We start from the raw sequence: 20,226 nt of genomic DNA, 5'->3' as shown, positions 1-20,226 counted from the left end.
CAAGGAATGCAAATGACCCTGAAAATCGCCGTACAGATGGACCCGATGGAAAGCGTGAATATCGCCGGAGACAGCAGTTTCGCGCTGATGCTCTCCGCCCAGAAGCGCGGGCATCAGCTGTTTCACTATGACGTAAAGGGCCTGACCCTGCAGGCCAATGGCCGCCTGACCACGCCGGCCCATCCGGTGACCGTGCGGCCGGTGAAGGGTGATCATTTCACCTTTGGTGACCCGGTCAAACTCGACCTCGGCAGCGATGTCGATGTCGTGCTGATGCGTCAGGACCCGCCGTTCCACGTCGGCTATATCACCGCGACGCACCTGCTCGAGCGGATCGAGGGCGAGACACTGGTGGTCAACAACCCCGTCTCCGTCCGCAACGCGCCGGAGAAAGTCTATGTGCTCGACTATGCGCAGTTCATGCCGCCGACCCTGATCACCCGCGACCTCGACGAAGTGCGGGCCTTCCAGAAGGAACATGGTGGCGTCGTGGTCAAGCCGCTGCACGGCAATGGCGGCAAGGCGATCTTCCTGGTGCCGGAAGACGGCAGCAATCTCAGCGCTCTATTCGAGGTGTTCAACCAGACCTGGCCGGAACCGCATATGGTCCAGCCCTTCCTCCCCGAAGTGCATCAGGGCGACAAGCGCATCGTCCTCATCGACGGCGAAGTCGCCGGCGCGATCAACCGCAAGCCGGGCGAAGGCGAGTTTCGCAGTAACCTTGCGCAGGGCGGCTATGCCGAAGCGGCAGAGCTGACCGACCGTGAGAAGGAAATCTGCGCCGCGATGGGGCCGGATCTCAAGCGTCTCGGCCTGATCTTTGTCGGCATCGACGTGATCGGCGGCAAATGGCTGACCGAGATCAACGTGACCTCGCCGACCGGCATCGTCGCGATCGATAATTTCAACGGCACCGACACGTCGGGCATGATCTGGGATGCAATCGAGCGGCGGCTGGCGGCGCAATAAACAGGCGCGGGTCCGCACGCGATGAACAGCTGGGTAACAGACCTGATCGAGCAGGGCGGCTATTGGGCCATTGCGCTGCTGATGGCGCTGGAAAATATCTTCCCGCCAATCCCGTCCGAGCTGATCATGGGGCTAGGCGGCGTCGGCGTGGGGCAGGGGACATTCCACCCGGCCTGGCTGGTGCTGGTCGGCACCATCGGTTCGCTGGCCGGCAATTATGTCTGGTTCATGATCGGGCGCCACTGGAACGAGGATGACCTGCGTGGTTTTGTCCGCAAACACGGCCGCTGGCTGACGCTCGACGTCGAGGCGGTCAACCGGATCGACCGGATTTTCGACAATCACGGCCAGTGGGTGGTCTTCGTCGCCCGCTTCATCCCCAATATAAGGACGATGATTTCCGTGCCCGCCGGCCTGTTCGGCATGTCACACAAACGCTTCATCCTCGCCACCAGCGCCGGCGCAGCGGTCTGGAACAGCGCTCTGGTCTATGCCGGCTATATATTGCAGCAGAATGTCGAGAATATCGGGCAATATCTCGGACCGGTGTCGCTCGGCGTGATCGGGTTGCTGGTTGTCGTCTACATCTGGCGGATTATCTTCTGGCGACCCAAGGAGGGGTGAGGCGGGAGCACCGGTTTTCGCGCGACAGTATATCGTAGATGAAAAACCTGCCGTCACCCCAGCGAAGGCCCGGGATCAAACCAGGGGCAGTGAGGCCCAGGAACGCCGACCGGATAAGAGCCTGCGCTGGCATCTCAAGTCAGATGGCTTCCTACTCCGCCAGCTCCGATCGAAATATGCAAATAATCAGGCCGGCCAGCAGTTGCTGGTCCGGCCTGACATGATCAACGGGAGAGTGTCGATCAAAATTTGAAGGCGGCTTCCACGAACAATTGCCGACCGCGGTTCTGGGTGATTACCCGGTCATCGCCACCCGGTGGCAAGAAAGGGCGGTCGCCGGCGGTGTTGGCCCAGATTTCATCGGTCAGGTTGACGCCGATCAGCGACAATTTCCACTTGTCATCCGGAGCACCGATCGAGACCGCAGCATCCAGCGTTACATAGCTGTCCTGGACATAATCGGTGAAATTATTGTTGCCGGCAAATAGGAGGAACTGTAGGCGGCATTGCCGTTCAGCCCGAGCTCGATCGCATCGCCCATCGGCACGGTCCAGTCGAAAGCGATATTGCCCGACCATTTCGGTGCGCGCGCGGCGGTCCGGCCGTTTATGTCAACGTCATCGGCATTGCCGGGGATACCATCCGGATCCTGCGAGATGAACGTGTCGGTGAACTTCGCATCGGTATAGCCGATTGCGCCGGAGAGGTTCAGTCCCTCGACCGGGGTGCGCCAGGACCAGTCGATATCGAAGCCCTTTGTGGTCAGCTCACCGGCGTTGATGGTCAGGAAACGCACCGCAGCACCGTCGAAATTCTGCACCTGCAGATCGTCGAAGACGAAATAGAAGGCTGCTGTATTGATCCGCAACGCACCGCCTGCCAGCAGGGCCTTCACCCCGACCTCGCCGCCCTTGGCTGTTTCGGAATCGTAGATGAGCGAATCCAGCGCCGCTTGCCGCGCAGCCTCGGGATCCGGGTAGAGGGCGGGGAACATCTCGGCAAAGCCGGGCACCACCAGCTGGATCGATGCCGTCGGCAGGCTGCTGTTGTCGACCCCGCCCGACTTGAAGCCCGTCTTGTAGGAGGCATAGAGGTTGAGATCAGGGGTTGCCTGATATTTCAGCGTCACTTCCGGCGAGACATTGCTGTCGGAAAATTTGATTGCGCCGGTCTGGAAGCCTTCCGGGACGACAAAGCCGATCCCGCCGACGATACCGTTCAGAAAGGACAGGGCGTTGTGCAGAACCGGAAAGGAGGTTCTGTGAGTCTTCTGTTCGTCGGTCCAGCGAACGCCGCCGGACAGTTCCAGTTGGTCGGTGAGGTCCAGATTGACGCTGCCGAAAAAGGACAGGGCTTCGCTCTTGGTCGTGCGGTCCGCCACCCAGTCATAGGTAATCCCTCTGGAATCCGGGAATATGAACGAACCGATGAAGGCATTTTGCGATGTCTGCAAAGGCTGGCTGCGGCTTTCCCAGAAACCACCGACCATGAAGTTGAACATGCCGTCAAAATCGCTGGTCAGCCGGATTTCCTGGGTATGCTGTGTCAGCGCGTCGGAAAAGGGAGCGGGCAAGCCGGCGGGGTCGCCGTTGGGCAGAATGCCGACATAGCTGAAATGATCGAGATGTTCATTTTCCAGGTCGAGAAAACCACTCACCGTGGACAGGGTGAGCGTGTCGCTCAGCTCCAGATCCATCGCCAGGCGCACGAAGATGGTATCCGTTTCGTTATAGGATTGCCCGGTGTAGCGATCGGCCCCGGTGGTGCCGGGGGCGATGACCTGCAAGTCAGGATGGCCGTCGGGATGGGGATAGAGACCGTCCTGGATGTCACAAGTCGCATTCGAGGCGATCGATACGCCCGGCAGCGCGAGGAACACATCATCGGCCAAGCCATTGGCGCCACAACTGATATCGGAATGGCCGAGCAGGCTGTCGCCCTCATTGCGGTTGTAATTGACCTTCAGATTGGCGGAAAAATTGTCGCTGGGATCCCATTGCAGGGTGACCCGGCCGACGAAATTCTTCAGGCCCTTGCCGGAGTCTGCGAAAACCGAAGGCGTCCCGGCTTCCAGTTCGACATATTTGTCGATATCCTGATATTGCGCGGCGACGCGAATACCCAGCGTGTCGCTGACCGGACCGGAAATATAGCCGCCCACCGTATAGCCTTGCTCCTCGAATTCATAGGAAGCCTTGCCACCAATCTCCCAGTCGGTGGTCGGATTGGCCGAGCGGACCGAGAATACGCCCGCCGAGGCGCTTTTGCCGAAGAAGAGGGATTGCGGGCCTTTCAGAACATCGATTTGTTCAACATCGAAAAAGGATGCCTGGACCAGCCGCATGGTGCTGATCGACACGCCATCGAAATCAAAGGCGACAGCAGAATCGAAAGCGGCAGAAATATTGGTCGTGCCGACGCCGCGCAGGCTGATCTGGCCACCGGCACCGGAACCGCCGACCTGGACGTTCAGCGCCGGTATGCGACTGACCACATCGGCGACTTCGTTGACCTGGAATTTGTCGAGGGTTTCGCCGCCGATGGACGTTACCGTGACCGGTGTTTCCTGCAGCGTTTCATTCTGCTTGCGCGCGGTAACGATGATGATGTTGCTGCCGCTTTCTTCCGCGGCCAGATCTTGTGCCAGCGCTGGTGCACCATAGCCGGCCGCGCCGACGGCAACCGCCGAACTCATCAGCGCGGTCATGATGGATTTGCGTGTAAAAATAATCTGTTGTACCGTGATTCCTTCTTCATTTTCAGACTCCTCACCTGGTGCAGATAAAATAGTCCTCGTTGCCGTTCGCATATTCTCTTTTAATTTGGAATTGTGGGACCTCTTCTGCCCTTCGATAATGGGTGACGCTACGGAATAGGCCACTGGCTAAAGAATTAGGCCTTCGCGCGAAGTGGCATTCAGCGGTGATTTTGCGTCGATAAACCGGACCGGAGAGAGGGGCAATTACCGGCTTGTCCGGTCGGCTCCGCACCTGGAAAAGAGCAACGATCGGCCTCGCAAGGCCCGCCGACTCTATGGCATCACCGCAGGGCCACCCTGTCCCTTGGTACAGATTGTTCTCCTTGCCGGTCCGTTTTAGTGAAACAGGCTAGCGGAACGTCCCGGTTGGCTGAAAAGTCCGGAATCGTTCCATCACGGAATGGGGGGCATATGCACTTTACCGATATAGCAAACGATCTTCTGGCAATCGCTGCAAAGCGGAACCAGATATTTGGCGACGAAATCTCCGATCTCGGTGAAGATACCTGGCTGGTGCTGCTGAAATTATATGCCTGTCGGGATGCGGTTCCCCTTGTCCGGGAATCCTCGCTGGTGGAAGTGATGCGCTTTCCGACCAATCTCGACCGCATTCTTTCGGTACTGGCGCGGCAGGATCTGGTAACCGGAAATATCTCCGAGACCGGGGTGGACCGCAGCTTCAAGATAACCGGCAAGGCCGTGTCGACCATCGAAATGGTGCTGGATGTCGCGGCTGAACCGGCCGGCGTGACCGCCGAATATGAGGCCAGCGGCAAGGGAGCCTGAAATCGCGTTCCCGGAATTTGTCTTTAGTTTTCCAGTATATCACAAGTAATTTTTGACTTTTTGCTCCGGAAGGCTCACTAAGCTCCGGGTTTTCGATGACGTGATATTGAAAGTCGTCACCATTGATATTTGTATCAATTGCAAAAGTGTTCAGGATGAAAAACGAAGATCAATTGTCCGGGTTCATCCAGGTGCTTCGCGATCTGCTGGTGCAACTGGACGAGCTTCAGTTGAGCGTTCCCGCGGTAAAGGTTGCCGAGGCCATCGATATTCTGACTCATTCCAGCCAGCAGAATATGTCCGACGACGCAGGCTGATGGGCTTCCTATTCCCGCTCCCGGGACACCGTCACCGGATCGGGAAATCACCCCGCCCGGGGATGGGCATTCTGATAGACATCGAGCAAATGCGCGGCATCGACCGCGGTATAGACTTGCGTTGAGCTGAGGCTCGCGTGACCCAGCAATTCCTGCAGGCTGCGCAGGTCCGCGCCGCCCGCCAGAAGATGGGTAGCGAAGCTGTGGCGCAGGGCGTGCGGCGTGGTGGTGTCGGCTATGCCGAGCCGGGTCCGCGCCTGTTGCACGACGCGGCGGATCATATTGGGTGATAGCGGCCCGCCGCGCTTGCCGCGAAACAGCGGCGATCCACTGATGTCATCATGTTTGCAGCGCGCTATATCGGCAGCAATCGGATAGGGGCATAGATCGACATAATGTTCGATCGCTTCGCGCACCTTGGGGAGCAGCGGCACGATCCTGGTCTTGCCGCGCTTGCCGGTGACCCTGAGCGTGTCGGACAGGGGCAGCGTGTCGCCGGTCAGACCGAGTGCCTCGCTGATCCGCAGGCCGGAACCATAGAGCAACAGCAATACCGCCCAGTCGCGCGCGCCGATCCAGTCCTCGCTGGCACTGTCCTGCACGTCGCCGGCCAGCGCCAATATATCATCGGGCGAAGCCGGACGCGGGACGCCGCGCTTGACCTTGGGGCCCTTGATCTTCGGGATTTGCGCCTCGTCGCCGCCAACATGTTTCAGGAACGCGCGCAAGGCCGACAATTCCCGCGCCGCGCTGTTGTTGGTCAGGCCGTCTCCGCGCCTGTAGGCGAGATAGGCGCGGATATCGGCCTGCGTCACCGCCTTGACCTCGTCCGCCGCCACGCCGCCGCCAATATGGTCCATCAGAAAGGCGCAGAAACGTTCCGCCGTGATCACATAAGCGCGCACCGTATGCGGCGACCGCCGCCGGTCATCGCGGAGATGGGCGGAGAAGGCGTTGATGATGGTGGTGGCGCTATCCATGGGGGGAATCTAGCAGACCCGGAATCAATCTCCAAACATCCTCTCCCGTAGGGCGAATGTTGGCACGCCCAATTCAGTTTCCGTCATTGCGAGCGTAGCGAAGCAATCCAGAGCGGTGAGCGCCGCTCTGGATTGCTTCGTCGCATCCGCTCCTCGCAATGACGGCAATGTGCGCCGCACCCACCGCTACAACCGATATTCACCCGACAGGATCTTCGCATGTTCCGCCTTGGTCAGCGCAGCATAGCCCTCCACATCCGGCTTGCAGAACCAGACCGGGTCGGTGATCGCGTTGACATCAAAGCCTTCCTTGACCAGCTCGACCTTGCGATATTTGAATGTGCCCGTGGTCTGAGCTTCCGGCTCGATCCGGATGAACAGGGGTACCGCATAAGGCGGCATTTCCGCGGCCAGAAAAGCGCGCAGTCCGGATATGTCGAAATCATCCGCCACGGTCAGCGAGGCCATGCCGGCGCGGCCGTCGGTGCCGGGGACTTCTACGCCATAGACATTGGCGGTTCTGATCCCGGGATATTGCGAGAGGATTTCGGAGACTTCGTTGGTCGCGACATTCTCGCCCTTCCAGCGGAACGTGTCGCCGATCCGGTCCTTGAAATAGATATAGCCGGAGCGGTCGCGGCTCATCAGGTCGCCGGAGCGGAACCAGGCGTCGCCCTTTTCGAACACGTCGCGCAGGATCTTCTTCTCGGTCGCTTCCTTGTCCTGATAGCCGGAAAAATCCGACGGGCTGTCCTTGAAGATGCGGCCGATCAGCTCGCCCGGCTCGTCCCAGTCCGCCTTGATGCAGAAGCCGTCTTCGCCGCGCACCGGCTGTTCCTCGGCTATGTCGAATTTCACGATCCTGGTGTCGCCGAACTGCTTCTCCAGATATTTCGGTATCCGGCCGACCGCGCCAATCTTGCCGTCAAAGTTCATCAGGAAGATATTGCCCTCGGTCGAACCATAGATTTCAAGCAGCTTGGGCACCTGGAAGCGGTCGACAAATTGCTGCCAGATGTCGGCGCGCAGACCATTGCCGATGCCGACCCGCACCTTGTGCGCGCTCTGCTTGGGATGATCCGGCTGGTTGAGCAGATAGCGGCACAGCTCGCCGATATAGACAACCACCGTCGCGCCATAATCGGCGGCGTCATCCCAATATTGCGAGGCGGAGAATTTGCGCCGCAATATCGCCGATGCCCCGCTCAGCAAGGCGCCGCCCATGCCGATGAAGCCGCCGGTTACATGATAGAGCGGCAGAGTGATATAGATGCGGTCTTCCGGCGTCAGCGGGCAGGTCGAGATGGCAATGCGGAAGCTGCGCCGGGCGCGGGCATGGGAAATGCGCGCCGCCTTGGGCAGACCGGTGGTGCCCGATGTATAGACATAGAGGAACAGGTCTCTGCCGGTCATATCGGCGCGGTGGCTCTTGTCCGGCTGATCATCGGGCAGGGTAGCCAGGGCGCTGTTGAGGTTCTGGCCAACTTCGCCGTCCCAGTCCCACAGCGCCGGCGACCCGTCGAGCTGGGCAGCGATATACGATACGCGCGGCGCCAGATCGGCGGTGGTGATCACTGCCTTTGTATCAACGATGTTCAGACAATGGGCGAGACCGGCACCCTCCAGATTGCTGTTGATCAGCGCGGTGATGATTCCGACCTTGGACAGGCCGAACCATGTGGCGACAAAATCGGGCGCGTTTTCCATGAACAGGGCGACCGTGTCACCTGCCTGATAGCCCTGCGCCAGCGCCCAGTGCGCGATCCGGTTGGCGCGCGCCTCAAACTCCGCATAGGTCACCGTATCGCCTTCGAAATGAAAGGCGATATTGTCCGGATAGCGGTCGATCGTGGCCTCGATATCGTCGGTGATCAGGATGGGCGCGTCGGCGTCAATATCCTTGACCTGCGCCATCACATTTTTGAGCGACCGCGTGAAATGGACCTCGCGCTTGATGACGCTGAATATTCCCATGGCTTCTCTCTCCTCAGACCTGAAGCGAGTGTGACAGCTAAGCCGATAGATTTCAACGCCCCTTGGGCGATGAAACGGCGCGCGTTTTTTAAAGGTCGGCGATGATCTTCGGCAGGAGCGCGTCTAACAGTGGCATGCCCCTGGGCGAGATTGTCAACCGTCCCTGGTCCGCGTCGAGCAGACCCAATTGACCGAGGTGATCTACGGCTTTCTGATCGACCATCTGCGCCGCCGCCAGTCCGGTCTTTTGCGCCAGCGCGGTCAGATCCACGCCCTCCGCCAGCCGAAGCCCCATCATCAGCGCTTCCATCGCCCGCGTCTCGGGCGACAGGGGCTGTTCGACCTTCAACCCGTTGCCGTTGCGCTCTACCGCCGAGAGAAAATTCTCCGGCTTTTTGTGCCGCTCGGTCGCTTGTTCAAGCCGCCGCCCGTGGGCACCGGGTCCGATGCCGACATAGTCTTCGTAGCGCCAATAGGTCAGATTGTGACGGCTTTCCTGACCGGGCTTGGCGTGATTGCTGATCTCGTAGGCGGGCAGGCCGGCTGCGGTCATAATGCTGCGATTGAGCTCGAACAGATCGGCGCAATGGTCATCGTCGGCCGGGACCAGCTTGCCGGTGCGCACCAGCGTCTCGAACCGCGTGCCCGGTTCAATGGTCAGCTGATAGAGCGAGAGATGGCCGGTGCCGAAAGACAGCGCGCGCTCCAGTTCCTTTTGCCAGTCGTCCAGTGACTGACCGGGGCGAGCATAGATCAGGTCAAAACTGACCCGGTCAAAAGCCTTTTGCGCGGTATCCAGTGCGGCCAGCCCTTCGTCGACATCATGCGCGCGGCCGAGAAATTCGAGCGTCTGGTCATCCAGCGATTGCAGGCCCAGGGACACCCGATTGACGCCCGCCCAGGCAAGGTCATGGAAGTTTGCCGCCTCGACCGAAGACGGATTGGCCTCCAGCGTGATCTCGATATTGTCGGCAAAGCCCCAATGGCGCTCGGCTGTCTCGATCAATGTCTCGACCAGCGCTGGCGGCATCAGCGAGGGCGTTCCGCCGCCAAAGAAGATGCTCGACAGCTTGCGCTCCGGTGTCAATGCGGCTTCATGCGCCATATCGGCGAGCAAGGCGGCTTGCCATGCCGAAACATCGACCTGCTCGCGGACATGGCTGTTGAAATCGCAATAGGGGCATTTGGAGACACAGAACGGCCAGTGGACATAGAGCGCCAGCGGTCCCGTAGCGGACTTGTTAACTTTTAGCTTCCTATGGTCTCGGTCATGCATAAGTTCCGCGCCCTTAGCCCTATCTTCGCGATCGCGCCACTATTAGCGGCCTGTTCCGTCATGCCGCCGCAGATTCCCTATCAGGACACGGCGGTCGAACGGTCCGTCCCGCCGCCGCCCGCACCGCGCGTCTCGGAAAACCGCGCGCCGCGCGCCGTACCCGTTCCTGCGCCGCAAACCGCCAGCCCCCTGCAACAGGTGATGATGCGCGCGCATAACCAGACCCGTGCCCGGGTCGGCGCGCCGGCTCTGCAGTGGAGCGACCAGCTGGCCATGGATGCCGCCCTATATGCGCGATCCATGGCCCGGACGGGCAGATTCGGCCATGACAGCCAGTCGGGGCGCAGTGAGCGACAGGGGGAAAATCTCTGGATGGGCACGCGCAACGCCTATGACCACAGGGCCATGATCAGCTCGTGGGTCGAGGAAGACCGCTATTTCAAGCCCGGCCGCTTCCCCGAGAACAGCACCACCGGCAACTGGAGCGATATCGGCCATTATACCCAGATCATCTGGCCGACAACGCGACGGGTCGGATGCGCCATGGCGAGCAGCGCGCATTGGGATTATCTGGTCTGTCGCTATAGTCCCGCCGGCAATGTTATGGGCCGGGATCCGCTGCGGGGGTAGGTTAACCCGTCATGCCAGCGAAGGCTGGCACCCAACCCGCCTATGTGAGTCTCACAACCCCTGGTTTAGGCCCCAGCCTTCGCTGGGGTAACAAGTCAAAAACAGCTCTCGACCAGTTTCCGGAACGCATCGGCCCGGTGGCTCATAGCCTGTTTCTGCGCCGGATCGAGCTCTGCAAACGTCTCTTCAAAACCAATCGGCTGAAACACCGGATCATAGCCGAAACCCAAAGTCCCGCGCGGCGGCCAGACGAGATTGCCCTGAACGCGCCCCTCGAACACTTCCGAATGCCGTCGGGCCAGGCCAGCGCCAGGGTGCAGGCAAAATAGGCGCTGCGATCGACGTCGGGGCCTTGCTCGGCCAGCTTTCCCTCGACCTTGCCCATCGCCATATACCAGTCGCGGCCGGGCTCGCCTTCAAACCATTGCCGTTCGGCCCAGTCGGCGGTGTAGACCCCCGGCTTGCCGTCCAGCGCCGCCACGCACAGCCCGCTGTCATCGGCCAGCGCCACGCAACCCGAACCCTCCGCACTCGCCCGCGCCTTGAGCAGCGCGTTTTCGGCGAAGGTCGTTCCGGTTTCTTCCGGTTCCGGCAGATCGAGATCGCCCGCCGATACTGGTTCGATGCCATAAGGCTCGAGCAACGCCCGGATTTCGCGCACCTTGCCCTGGTTATGGCTGGCGATCACGAGGCGTCCGGGGGCAAGTTTGCGGTGGGTGGTCATAATTCCTCACATCTCCGTCATCCTGAACTCGTTTCAGGACCTCCAAAGGCTGAGCGCGCTCTCAAGGGGTCCTGAAACAAGTTCAGGATGACGCCTATTTCCTCTAAATCCTAACCAACCGCCTTATCCTGCGCCTCAAAAATCTGGCCGCAACCGATCTTCGCAAGCCGCATCAGCCGCATCAGGCCTTCGTCATCAAAGGTCTGACCCTCGGCAGTCGCCTGCGCCTCGGCGATATTGCCATCGCCGGTCAGCACAAAATTGGCGTCGGCGCCGGCGTTGCTGTCCTCGTCATAGTCGAGATCGAGCACCGGCGTACCGTCGAAGATACCGCAGCTGATCGCCGCGATCTTCTGCTGGATCGGGTCTTCCTTGAGCACTTTCTGGTCGAGCAGTCCGTTGACCGCCAGCCGCAATGCCACCCAGGCACCGCTGATCGAAGCCGTCCGCGTGCCACCATCGGCCTGGATCACGTCACAATCGAGCGTGATCTGCCGCTCGCCGAGCTTCTTCAGATCGACGACCGAGCGCAAAGAGCGCCCGATAAGCCGCTGGATTTCCTGCGTTCTGCCCGACTGTTTGCCACGAGCCGCTTCGCGCGAACCACGGGTGTGGGTGGCACGGGGCAGCATTGAATATTCGCCGGTCACCCAGCCGGTACCCTTGCCGCGCATCCATGGTGGCAGGCTCGTCTCGATGCTGGCGGTGCACAATACCCGCGTATCGCCAAAGCTGATCAGGCAGCTTCCCTCGGCATGTTTGGTAAATCCGGTTTCAATAGAAATGGCGCGCATTTCGTCCGGCGCACGGCCCGATGGTCGCATGATTGATTCTCCTGTGGCTTTGAAGGAAGCTGCTTAGAGAAAGACGCCAGGGGTTGCCACCCTATTCCTCTCCCGAAAAATCCCCATGAGCCCGCCGTCATTGCGAGGAGCGAAGCGACGCGGCAATCCAGGCGTTTGCGCGTGCCGCTCTGGATTGCTTCGCTCCGCTCGCAATGACGAGTGAAATTATCATGCTCTCCCATAGGGAGAGGCAAGCAAGACTTCCCCGGACCCAATCCGGGGTTAGTCGCGCTCGGTGAGGGGTTACGCTCTCTCGAGAGTGCAAAGCCCCTCACGACCTGCGCTAGCCATCAAAGATGCCAAGCTGCGGTTGCCTCTCCCTATGGGAGAGGGTGAGGATTGCGTGATTTATGTGCTCCGCACTTGATGCGGAGCTCTGGAGGTTGAGAGCGCTATCCGCCGCACAAGCTCCGCATCGAGTGCGGAGCACGGCAGCTCTCAATTGCGCGCTGGAAACCCACTGAGATTCATCCTATCTATCACCCATGCCCAACACCCCGATCACCGAAATGACCACCCGCGCCCAGGACATCTTCCGTGTCGTGGTGGAATCCTATCTCGACAGCGGCGCGCCGGTCGGGTCGCGGACCATTTCCAAGGCGCCTGGTCTGGAACTGTCCCCCGCCTCGATCCGCAATGTGATGCAGGATCTTGAAGAACTGGGCCTGCTCGCCGCGCCGCATACCAGCGCCGGGCGGATGCCAACCGAACTCGGCCTGCGGCTGTTTGTCGACGGTATGATGCAGGCGGCGGCCCCGACGCAGCAGGAACGCGACGCGATCGAGAGCCAGATTACCGAAAAGGGACCAGTCGAGGATGCGCTGCGCGCGACGACCTCGATCCTCTCCGGCCTGTCCTCCTGCGCCGGTCTGGTGCTGGTGCCCAAGCGCGAGCCAAGGCTCAAGCAGTTCAGTTTCGTCAAACTGTCCGAGGGGCAGGGGCTGGCGATCCTCGTGTCGCAGGATGGCGCTGTCGAAAACCGCGTGCTCGACCTGCCGCCGGGCGTGTCGGATTCCGCCTTGGTCGAGGCCGGCAACTATCTCACCGCCCGCTATGGCGGCATGACGCTCAGCCAGGCTCTCTCGACCGTCGACCGCGAGATCAGCGCCGGCGAGCTGGCGATCGACAAGGCTTCGGAAGATCTGGTCAAGGCCGGCATGGTAACCTGGAGCCGCGATCCCGCCGACCGGCCGGTGTTGATCGTCCGCGGTCAGGCGAACCTGCTGGAGGAAAGCAATTTGCAGGATCTCGACCGCGTCCGGCGGTTGCTCGACGAACTCGAAGGTAAGCAGGAAATCGCCCGCCTGCTCGACAATGCCCGCGATGCCGAGGCAGCGAAAATATTTATCGGCGCGGAGAATAAATTATTCTCCCTTTCCGGCTCATCTGTGATAGCGGCGCCCTACAAAGACAGCGACGGACAGGTGGTCGGCGTGGTTGGCGTAATCGGCCCGACAAGGTTGAATTACGCGCGCGTCGTACCCATGGTAGACTTTACCGCGCAGAGCCTGTCGCGTTTGTTGACCAAATGATAGAAATTAGAGTGATTTAGAACATGAGCGATACCAAGCAGAATCCCGGACAAGACAATGGCGACGCCGCGGCCGCAGCCGAGCTGGATGGCGTGCCGGAGTCGATGAAAAGCGGCGGAGAAGGTGAATCTTCCCAGCCGGAAAATTCCGACAACCGGATCGAGGCGCTGGAGAATGAACTGGCCGAAGCCCAGCAGGCGGTCCTTTACGCCCAGGCCGAGACCCAGAACGTCCGCCGCCGCCTTGAAAAAGACGCGCAGGACGCCCGCGCTTATGCCGCAACCGGCTTTGCCCGCGACATGCTCTCGGTCATGGACAATATGAACCGCGCCCTCGAAGCCATTCCCGCCGAGGTCAAGGACGAGGAAAAGTGGAAGGGCCTGATCAACGGCATCGAAGCCACCGGCCGCGAGCTGCAGTCCGTGTTCGAGAAAAACGGCATCAAGCGCGTCGCCTCGGTCGGCCTGCCGCTCGATCCCAACCAGCATCAGGCGATGGTCGAAATTCCCACCGCTGACAAAGAACCCGGCACGATCGTGCAGGAAATGCAGGCTGGCTATATGATCAAGGATCGTTTGCTACGGCCTGCGTTTGTGGGTGTGGCGAAGAAGCCGGAGGAATAGGCTCTTTCTTCTGGATGGGTCGAGCCTTCGCAGAAGACCTGACCATATCCCGTCATGCCAGCGCAGGCTGGCATCCAGCCCGCCTATGCAAGTCTCGCCACCCTCGGTTGAGGCCCCAGCCTTCGCTGGGGTGACGGTCGATTTAACGCACCTATTTAGACTCTGATAAAGCAGGCGGAATGACTTTTTCGGCTGAACATGCTATATTTCCATTTCGTTCCGTTGGCTGCCGCCAGCGTGATTTTCCTCTCCCGGAGGGAGAGGGCAACGAGACTTGGCAATTCATTGCCTAGTCGCAGTGGGTGAGGGGTTTAGACAGGCCATAAAGAAGCGCCTGACTCCAGTCGCAAGAAAACTCCGAAGAAACAGAACTGATGCAGAAGCTTTGCTCTGGTCGCGCCTTCGCAATCGCCAGCTCGAAAATACGAAATTTCGGTTTCAGGCCCCCTTTGATGACTATATAGCTGACTTTCTATGTCATTCGGCCAGCCTCATAATTGAACTGGACGGGGGTCAGCATGTCGACAGCCCTGAAGACAAGAATCGCGATGCTGTCATGGAGATCGCGGGCTATCGGGTGATCCGATTCTGGAACAGCGAGGTGTTTGAGAACCTGGAGGGCGTCCTTGAGGAAATTCGGCTGGCAATACTGGAGGGCAAAGAAGATCAACCCCTCACCGAGCGCGACTAGTTCGCTTCGCTCTCAAGTCTTGCTTGCCTCTCCCTCTGGGAGAGGATGAAATTATCCCGTCATGCCAGCGAAGTCTGGCACCCAGCCCGCTTATGGGGATCTCACCAACCTTGGATCAGACCCCGGCCTTCGCTGGGGTGACGGAGGTCTTCGCCGGCTGAGATGTGCAAGATGGTTTGGGGCTGATGTCCAGCATCGTCAGTTCGTTCTCCGCTTTTGCGATACCGATCCGAACATTTCTCAAGTCATCCATCGACATAGCCGTTATTTTTCGGACTGGAGGCTGGCAGATTTGAGCGGCATTTTCGAATAAGATAATGATTTCAGATCCCCGCGTTGCCCAACTCATCTCAGAGTGCGCAATGTCGGATCTAAACTGAGCAAACGGCCTGAATGCGGTCAAGCGCACCTTCATCTTTTTAGCGAGCTTCGATGGGTTTTCGTCTTGATCGAGCAGCTTTTCCATCTGATCGATTTTCTGAGAAAGCATCATTGCCGGTTTCTGGAACAGTGAAATCTGATTGAACAGCCATCGCTCCACAGATGCGCATTCAGCGATAATCTTGCTATGCAGAATATGTGCCTCATCGATATTGAATGTGGTTGAAAGCTCGCTCACGGCTTGGACCGCTTTGATATCGAGAGACATATCATTCATCGCGCATCTCTAGCGCAAATCATTGAATATATCCTAAACGACGGCAGGCACTTAGGCCTCCGTCAGGCCAGCGAAGTCTGGCATCCAGCCCGCTTATGGGAGTCTCGCTACCCTTGGTTTAGGCCCCAGCCTTCGCCGGGGTGACGGGTTGGACCGCAATCCGCGCAAACACCCAGCCACCGATAGCACCCGCCAATATCTGCGACAGGAAACCCAAGGTCGACCGTGCGCCGCTGATCGGGATGGTCTGGAACACCATATACATGGCGCCCAGCGTGACGGCGATCGCGGCGGCTCCGGCAATCGGGTAGGCGACGCGCGCCAGATTGGGCAGAAAGCGCTTCAACAGGGTGGCGATCAGAAAGCCGATCAGCAAGGCAATGGCTATGATTGCCAGATAGGCGACCATGTTGGACAGGTCGAACAGCGTCATGTTCAGCCGGTCGTCAAGGCTCACCGAAATATCGTGCATCGCGATGACCGCTTGAGAATTCAGCGCGGTCCCGACGACATAGGTCGCCAGCGCCGCCGCAGTCAGCCCCAAAATCCAACGAACAAAGCGCGCCATGAAATTCTCCTGTCAGCGGTCCAGCCTAAAGGCTTCGTCGTAACTGGCAAGAGCTGAATTAGAGAGGCTGGCCAGACCGGAGAAACTTGGTAGACTGGGCGATCAAACAGGGGGGCAAACAAGGGGCCAATATGCGAAATTTCAGAACCATCCTTTCCGTTGTCGCGCTGGGCGCATTGGCGGCCTGTTCGAACCAGGGCGCTTCCTCCAATGGCACGAAAACCAGCGAAGCCGCTGGCCGTGTCGATCCGGCTCCGGTCAATTACACGATCGAGACGGTCGCCGACGGCCTCGACCATCCCTGGTCGCTCGCCTTTCTGCCCGACGGGGCCATGCTGGTCACCGAACGCACTGGCAAGCTGAAGCATATCGCCCCGGACGGGACCGCAACGCTGGTCCATGATTTCGCCAGCGGCGAGGAATATCCCAAGGTTCACACCGCCGCCGGCGCGCAGGCCGGCCTGTTCGACGTGGTGCTGCACCCCGCTTTTGCCGAAAATGGCCTGCTCTATATTTCCTATGCTGCCGATCAGGGTGACGGCACCAACACGCTTTCGCTGATGCGCTTCGAATATGATGGTGCCGACGGCAAGCCGCAGATCAGCAATGGCGAGCAGAGTTTCGCCGCTGCGCCGAGCCGGATCCAGGGCAATCATTACGGCGCGCGGATCATCTTCCTGCCCGACGGGACCTTGATGATGCCGGTCGGTGATGCTTTCCATTTTCGCGAGGAAGCGCAGAAACTGGACAATCATTTCGGCAAGATCGTCCGGCTGAAGGACGATGGTTCGGTGCCGCAGGACAATCCCTTTGTCGGGAAAGAGGGCGCGCTGCCGGAAATCTGGAGTCTTGGTCACCGCAACCAGCAGGGTATCATTCTGGCGGCGGACGGCCGCGTGCTGGAAAATGAACATGGCCCGGCGGGCGGGGACGAGATCAACGAGATCAAGCGGGGCGCCAATTATGGCTGGCCCACCGCTTCCTACGGGCTGGATTATTCCGGTGGCCGGATTTCGCCTTATGAGGCGTTCGACGGAACCGAACAGTCGCTGGTCCATTTCACGCCATCGATCGCGCCATCCGGCTTTGCCCAATATGCGGGAGAGGCCTTCCCGGATTGGCAAGGCGATCTGTTCCTCTCCGCGCTGGCGCTCAAACATGTGCGCCATGTGGACATGAATGCTGACGGGTCACTGGGCAAACAGGCGGAACTGTTCGGCGAACTGGACACGCGTTTCCGCGATGTCAGAACCGGCCCGGACGGTTTTCTCTATCTGCTGACCGAAGAACCGGACGGCCCGACCAGCAAATTTTGCGCGTACGACCGAAATAGGCGCGCATCTCAGCTAGAAAATCGAATTGCCCATGCCGCCATCGACCACCAGACTCTGTCCGGTCGCATAGCCGGCCATTTCGCTGCAGAACATCGCGACAAACATGCCCATATCTTCCGCGTCGCCAAACCGCCCGACCGGGATACGGACCTGTTTGACGAATTTCGCGACTTCCTCGTCATAGCTGGTGCCATTGGCCTCGGCTTGGCTGTCGAACATATCCCTGATCCCGTCCGTGTGATGCATGCCGGGGAGGATATTGTTGATTGTCACGCCATGTCTGGCGACCTGTTTCGCCACCGCAACCGTATAATTGACGAGAGCCGCACGCGGCGGTCCGGACAGCACCCGCATCGCGGCGGGATATTTGGCGGCACCGGTGGCGATATTGACGATCCGGCCCCATTTGCGCTCGACCATGCCGTCGATCACCGATTTGATGAACTCAACCGGACTGAGCAAAGTGAGCGACAGGGCTTCCTCCCATTCCGCGCGGCCGACGGTGCGGAAATCGCCGGAGAAGGGGGGAGGGGAGCAGGTGGCGACCAAGATATCCGGACTGGGACAGATGGACAGGATCGTCTCGCGGCCTTCGTCGCTGCTGTGATCGGCGACAATCGGCGTGATATTGGCGCCGGTTTCGCGGGCCAGCTCTTCGCAGGTCTGGAGCAGCCGCTCTTCGCCGCGCGCGGTGACGTATAATTCGGTCTTTTCTCTCGCCAGCGCCAGAGCCGCCCCGCGACCCAATCCGGCGCTCCCGCCGTTGACCAGCGCAATTTTGCCTGCAATTCCCAGATCCATATCGGGCTCTATCCTGAAAGGTTGAACGGCTGTTCTAGCGGGATCGTCGTGCCGTGCCGACTAGCCATTATGGGCAACGCCCAGCCTCTGGTTAAGCCATCGACATATACATCGCTGCTGCCAGTCCGAAGCCTCTCGGATCGCCGAGCAGGCCGGATTCCATCTTGTTCATGACATAGGAAAAGCACAGGCCCGCGTCCTGGTCGATAATCACCGACGATCCGCCATAGCCGCCCCAGAAGGCGGTGTTGGCATTGGGGCTGATCGGCGTGGCCGGATTGTTCAGCCCATAGCCCATGCCAAAGGTCAGCGGCAGGCCGAGCACCAGATCGGTGCCTTCGGTCTGTTTGTCGAATATCCGCTTCGTTCCGGCTTCCGACAGGATCGTCTTGCCGAAGGCCTGGCCGCCATTGGCCATCGCCGTCTGGGCGCGGACGATGCTGCGGGCATTGCCCTGACCATTGGCGGCGGGTATTTCAGCCGCGCGCCAGGCCCGCTTTCTCGGTTCGGTGGCGTCGACGCCGGGATTGGCGAAGGTGCGGCCGGCAATTGAATCCGGGTTGGGGGCAGGGCCGCTCTTGGGCGGTACGAGATTGGCAATGCGCGCGTCCAGCGCTTCATCCGCGCCGATATGGAAATCCGCGCCGGTCGGTTCGGCGATTTCCTGACGGAAGAAATTGCCGATCGTCTGGCCGGTTACGCGGCGGACGATTTCGCCGATCAGATGGCCCTGGGTGAGAGCGTGATAGCCCGACTGCGTGCCCGGTTCCCACCACGGCTTCTGCTTGGCGAGAGCGGTGGTCATCCATTCCCAGTCGTAGAGCGCGTCGCCCACGACCTTCTCGTCCATGCCGGAGAGACCGGCACTATGGGAGAGAAAATGCCGGACTTCGACGTCTTCTTTGCCATTTTGGGCAAATTCCGGCCAATATTTGCCAGCTTTTGCATATAAATCGACATCCCCGCGATCGGCGAGCAAGAGCAGCGACATGGCCGCCATCGTCTTGGTGCTCGACCAGACGTTGACCAGCGTATCTTCCTGCCATGGCTGGGTGCGCTCTTCGTCGAGATGGCCGCCCCACAGGTCGACGGCAAATTCTCCGTTCAGGGTGATCGCAACGGACGCGCCGAGATCGTCATGCTCGCTGAAATTGTTGGCGAAGGCCGCTTTAACGGGGGCAAAGCGGGGGTCGCAGGTGCCATGTATCGGGGTTGTCATTGCTCTCTCCATCTCGACTTTAACTGCTTGGTTAACAGCTTGTGCGCGCGAGTCCAATATCTTTAGAGCCGGTGCAGCGCAGCGCAGAGCACGAAATCACCCCGATTTTCTGCCACATTTTCAGGTGCTTGTGCATTTTTCGGCAATTTCCTGTTGCAAAGAACATTATAAGATATATCTTAAGAACATCTTAGATATAGAGAAAGATTAGAAAATGAGACATGGAATGAAATTTGGAAATGGCGGCCCCGACGGGTCGGGACGTGGATCTGGCAGGGGCCGGGGCCGCGGAAGAGGCGGGCCGCCCGGCGAGAAATTCGCCCGCGCTTTCGCCCAGGCAGCCTTCGAAGGCGGCAAGGGCAAAAGGCGCGCACGGATGTTCCGGCGCGGCGAACTGAAGCTGCTGGCCTTGCACCTGATCGCCGAGGAACCGCGGCACGGCTATGATCTGATCCGTCAGATCGAGGAGCTGACCGGCGGCCATTATGCGCCCAGTCCGGGGATCGTCTATCCGACGCTGACCCTGATGGCGGAAATGGACCTGATCGACGAAAAGGTCGATGGCGACGGCAAGAAGATCTACTCGATCACCGAAGCGGGTTCCGCCCGTCTGGCCGAGGAAGAGGCGCAGATCGCCGAGATTCTCGAACGGCTGGAAGGCGTATCCAAAATGGGCGAGGCCAGCGATGGCGCGTCCGTCCGCCGCGCGATGCATAATCTGAAAAGCGCGATCCGCATCCGGCTCGCCGAAGAAGAAAAGGGATCGGACAAAATCCTGGACGTCACCGCGATCATCGACGAGGCCGCGAGCAAGATCGAGCGGTTGAAATAGGTTGCTGTCATCCCAGCGCAGGCTGGGATCCAACCCGCCTATGAGAGTCTCACAGCCTTCGGTTTAGGCCCCAGCCTTCGCTGGG

At 59.7% G+C, this 20,226-nt stretch carries 19 protein-coding genes and 2 pseudogenes; 10 read left to right on the top strand and 11 right to left on the bottom strand.

Annotation, left to right across the window (positions count from 1 at the left end; translation table 11 throughout):
- The first annotated feature begins 12 nt into the window (after window positions 1-12).
- On the top strand, window positions 13-969 hold the full coding sequence (gene gshB, locus C8024_RS17605; protein ID WP_173207551.1) for a glutathione synthase: 957 nt from the start codon (window positions 13-15) through the stop codon (window positions 967-969).
- 21 nt (window positions 970-990) lie between these two features.
- Window positions 991-1,593 (top strand): DedA family protein, encoded by a 603-nt coding sequence (locus tag C8024_RS17600; RefSeq protein ID WP_173207549.1) that lies wholly within the window; start codon window positions 991-993, stop codon window positions 1,591-1,593.
- A 242-nt stretch (window positions 1,594-1,835) separates the two neighbouring features.
- Here the strand turns inward: C8024_RS17600 and C8024_RS17595 are convergent, their stop codons facing one another.
- Window positions 1,836-1,982: a hypothetical protein gene (locus C8024_RS17595; RefSeq protein ID WP_173207546.1), complete on the bottom strand. Its 147-nt coding sequence runs from the start codon at window positions 1,980-1,982 to the stop codon at window positions 1,836-1,838.
- 47 nt (window positions 1,983-2,029) lie between these two features.
- A complete protein-coding gene (locus C8024_RS17590; protein WP_173207543.1) occupies window positions 2,030-4,300 on the bottom strand; it encodes a TonB-dependent receptor in 2,271 nt (756 codons plus the stop codon).
- Between the two features lie 462 nt (window positions 4,301-4,762).
- On the opposite strand from C8024_RS17590, the gene C8024_RS17585 reads away from it, so the two are divergent.
- Both C8024_RS17585 and C8024_RS17580 read left to right on the top strand, forming a co-directional pair.
- Window positions 4,763-5,137, top strand: coding sequence for a hypothetical protein (locus C8024_RS17585; RefSeq protein ID WP_173207540.1), 375 nt, complete (start codon window positions 4,763-4,765; stop codon window positions 5,135-5,137).
- 155 nt (window positions 5,138-5,292) lie between these two features.
- Window positions 5,293-5,454 carry a hypothetical protein gene (locus tag C8024_RS17580; protein ID WP_164089158.1) on the top strand — a complete coding sequence of 54 codons (162 nt, stop codon included), beginning with the start codon at window positions 5,293-5,295 and terminating at the stop codon, window positions 5,452-5,454.
- 47 nt (window positions 5,455-5,501) lie between these two features.
- Here C8024_RS17580 and C8024_RS17575 read toward each other — a convergent pair whose 3' ends face one another.
- The 3 genes from C8024_RS17575 to hemW all read right to left on the bottom strand — a co-directional run bounded on the left by C8024_RS17575 (window position 5,502) and on the right by hemW (window position 9,684).
- Complete coding sequence (locus tag C8024_RS17575; protein ID WP_173207537.1) at window positions 5,502-6,434, bottom strand: tyrosine recombinase XerC; 933 nt, start codon at window positions 6,432-6,434, stop codon at window positions 5,502-5,504.
- 186 nt (window positions 6,435-6,620) lie between these two features.
- Complete coding sequence (locus C8024_RS17570) at window positions 6,621-8,408, bottom strand: long-chain-acyl-CoA synthetase (protein WP_173207534.1); 1,788 nt, start codon at window positions 8,406-8,408, stop codon at window positions 6,621-6,623.
- A gap of 88 nt (window positions 8,409-8,496) precedes the next feature.
- Window positions 8,497-9,684: a radical SAM family heme chaperone HemW gene (gene hemW / locus C8024_RS17565; protein ID WP_173207531.1), complete on the bottom strand. Its 1,188-nt coding sequence runs from the start codon at window positions 9,682-9,684 to the stop codon at window positions 8,497-8,499.
- A 60-nt stretch (window positions 9,685-9,744) separates the two neighbouring features.
- Here hemW and C8024_RS17560 point away from each other — a divergent pair, with 60 nt between their 5' ends.
- Window positions 9,745-10,314 carry a CAP domain-containing protein gene (locus C8024_RS17560; protein ID WP_173207528.1) on the top strand — a complete coding sequence of 190 codons (570 nt, stop codon included), beginning with the start codon at window positions 9,745-9,747 and terminating at the stop codon, window positions 10,312-10,314.
- 95 nt (window positions 10,315-10,409) lie between these two features.
- On the opposite strand, the pseudogene rdgB reads toward C8024_RS17560, so the two are convergent.
- Window positions 10,410-11,038 (bottom strand): annotated as a pseudogene (gene rdgB, locus C8024_RS17555) (RdgB/HAM1 family non-canonical purine NTP pyrophosphatase).
- 110 nt (window positions 11,039-11,148) lie between these two features.
- A complete protein-coding gene (rph, locus tag C8024_RS17550; protein ID WP_100094286.1) occupies window positions 11,149-11,862 on the bottom strand; it encodes a ribonuclease PH in 714 nt (237 codons plus the stop codon).
- A gap of 506 nt (window positions 11,863-12,368) precedes the next feature.
- Between rph and hrcA the strand changes: the two genes are divergently transcribed.
- The 3 genes from hrcA (at window position 12,369) to C8024_RS17535 (ending at window position 14,729) form a co-directional block, all read left to right on the top strand.
- Window positions 12,369-13,415, top strand: coding sequence for a heat-inducible transcriptional repressor HrcA (gene hrcA, locus C8024_RS17545; protein WP_173207525.1), 1,047 nt, complete (start codon window positions 12,369-12,371; stop codon window positions 13,413-13,415).
- Window positions 13,416-13,438: 23 nt separating this feature from the next.
- Entirely contained in the window at window positions 13,439-14,038 is a 600-nt protein-coding gene (gene grpE, locus C8024_RS17540; RefSeq protein WP_100094288.1) for a nucleotide exchange factor GrpE, read from the top strand.
- Window positions 14,039-14,312: 274 nt separating this feature from the next.
- The gene (locus tag C8024_RS17535; RefSeq protein ID WP_254306054.1) at window positions 14,313-14,729 is read left to right on the top strand and encodes an endonuclease domain-containing protein; all 417 of its coding nucleotides are present in this window, start codon (window positions 14,313-14,315) and stop codon (window positions 14,727-14,729) included.
- Window positions 14,730-14,844: 115 nt separating this feature from the next.
- On the opposite strand, the gene C8024_RS17530 is transcribed toward C8024_RS17535, so the two are convergent.
- Window positions 14,845-15,387, bottom strand: coding sequence for a hypothetical protein (locus tag C8024_RS17530; protein WP_173207522.1), 543 nt, complete (start codon window positions 15,385-15,387; stop codon window positions 14,845-14,847).
- 118 nt (window positions 15,388-15,505) lie between these two features.
- A complete protein-coding gene (locus tag C8024_RS17525) occupies window positions 15,506-15,955 on the bottom strand; it encodes a hypothetical protein (RefSeq protein WP_173207520.1) in 450 nt (149 codons plus the stop codon).
- 131 nt (window positions 15,956-16,086) lie between these two features.
- Between C8024_RS17525 and C8024_RS22190 the strand changes: the two are divergent.
- Window positions 16,087-17,241, top strand: a pseudogene (locus C8024_RS22190) (PQQ-dependent sugar dehydrogenase); the annotation flags it as partial.
- Window positions 17,242-17,301: 60 nt separating this feature from the next.
- On the opposite strand, the gene C8024_RS17520 reads toward C8024_RS22190, so the two are convergent.
- Together C8024_RS17520 and C8024_RS17515 are read right to left on the bottom strand one after the other, a co-directional pair.
- On the bottom strand, window positions 17,302-18,090 hold the full coding sequence (locus tag C8024_RS17520; protein WP_173207638.1) for an SDR family oxidoreductase: 789 nt from the start codon (window positions 18,088-18,090) through the stop codon (window positions 17,302-17,304).
- 91 nt (window positions 18,091-18,181) lie between these two features.
- Window positions 18,182-19,309, bottom strand: coding sequence for a serine hydrolase domain-containing protein (locus tag C8024_RS17515; protein WP_217272288.1), 1,128 nt, complete (start codon window positions 19,307-19,309; stop codon window positions 18,182-18,184).
- Between the two features lie 226 nt (window positions 19,310-19,535).
- Between C8024_RS17515 and C8024_RS17510 the strand changes: the two genes are divergently transcribed.
- Entirely contained in the window at window positions 19,536-20,141 is a 606-nt protein-coding gene (locus C8024_RS17510; protein WP_254306053.1) for a PadR family transcriptional regulator, read from the top strand.
- Window positions 20,142-20,226: the final 85 nt, after the last annotated feature.

The sequence above is a fragment of the Sphingopyxis sp. BSNA05 genome (genome assembly GCF_013265645.1).
GTDB lineage: Bacteria > Pseudomonadota > Alphaproteobacteria > Sphingomonadales > Sphingomonadaceae > Parasphingorhabdus.
The sequence above is the reverse complement of the archived record's forward strand: the minus strand, read 5'-3'. Positions and strand labels throughout refer to the sequence as shown.

Coding starts and splice junctions, on each gene's coding strand:
- gshB (WP_173207551.1), top strand. CDS start 13: ATGACCCTGAAAATCGCCGTACAGATGGACCCGATGGAAAGCGTGAAT.
- C8024_RS17600 (WP_173207549.1), top strand. CDS start 991: ATGAACAGCTGGGTAACAGACCTGATCGAGCAGGGCGGCTATTGGGCC.
- C8024_RS17590 (WP_173207543.1), bottom strand. CDS start 4,300: ATGACCGCGCTGATGAGTTCGGCGGTTGCCGTCGGCGCGGCCGGCTAT.
- C8024_RS17585 (WP_173207540.1), top strand. CDS start 4,763: ATGCACTTTACCGATATAGCAAACGATCTTCTGGCAATCGCTGCAAAG.
- C8024_RS17580 (WP_164089158.1), top strand. CDS start 5,293: ATGAAAAACGAAGATCAATTGTCCGGGTTCATCCAGGTGCTTCGCGAT.
- C8024_RS17575 (WP_173207537.1), bottom strand. CDS start 6,434: ATGGATAGCGCCACCACCATCATCAACGCCTTCTCCGCCCATCTCCGC.
- C8024_RS17570 (WP_173207534.1), bottom strand. CDS start 8,408: ATGGGAATATTCAGCGTCATCAAGCGCGAGGTCCATTTCACGCGGTCG.
- hemW (WP_173207531.1), bottom strand. CDS start 9,684: ATGCATGACCGAGACCATAGGAAGCTAAAAGTTAACAAGTCCGCTACG.
- C8024_RS17560 (WP_173207528.1), top strand. CDS start 9,745: ATGCCGCCGCAGATTCCCTATCAGGACACGGCGGTCGAACGGTCCGTC.
- rph (WP_100094286.1), bottom strand. CDS start 11,862: ATGCGACCATCGGGCCGTGCGCCGGACGAAATGCGCGCCATTTCTATT.
- hrcA (WP_173207525.1), top strand. CDS start 12,369: ATGCCCAACACCCCGATCACCGAAATGACCACCCGCGCCCAGGACATC.
- grpE (WP_100094288.1), top strand. CDS start 13,439: ATGAGCGATACCAAGCAGAATCCCGGACAAGACAATGGCGACGCCGCG.
- C8024_RS17530 (WP_173207522.1), bottom strand. CDS start 15,387: ATGAATGATATGTCTCTCGATATCAAAGCGGTCCAAGCCGTGAGCGAG.
- C8024_RS17525 (WP_173207520.1), bottom strand. CDS start 15,955: ATGGCGCGCTTTGTTCGTTGGATTTTGGGGCTGACTGCGGCGGCGCTG.
- C8024_RS17520 (WP_173207638.1), bottom strand. CDS start 18,090: ATGGATCTGGGAATTGCAGGCAAAATTGCGCTGGTCAACGGCGGGAGC.
- C8024_RS17515 (WP_217272288.1), bottom strand. CDS start 19,309: ATGACAACCCCGATACATGGCACCTGCGACCCCCGCTTTGCCCCCGTT.
- C8024_RS17510 (WP_254306053.1), top strand. CDS start 19,536: ATGAAATTTGGAAATGGCGGCCCCGACGGGTCGGGACGTGGATCTGGC.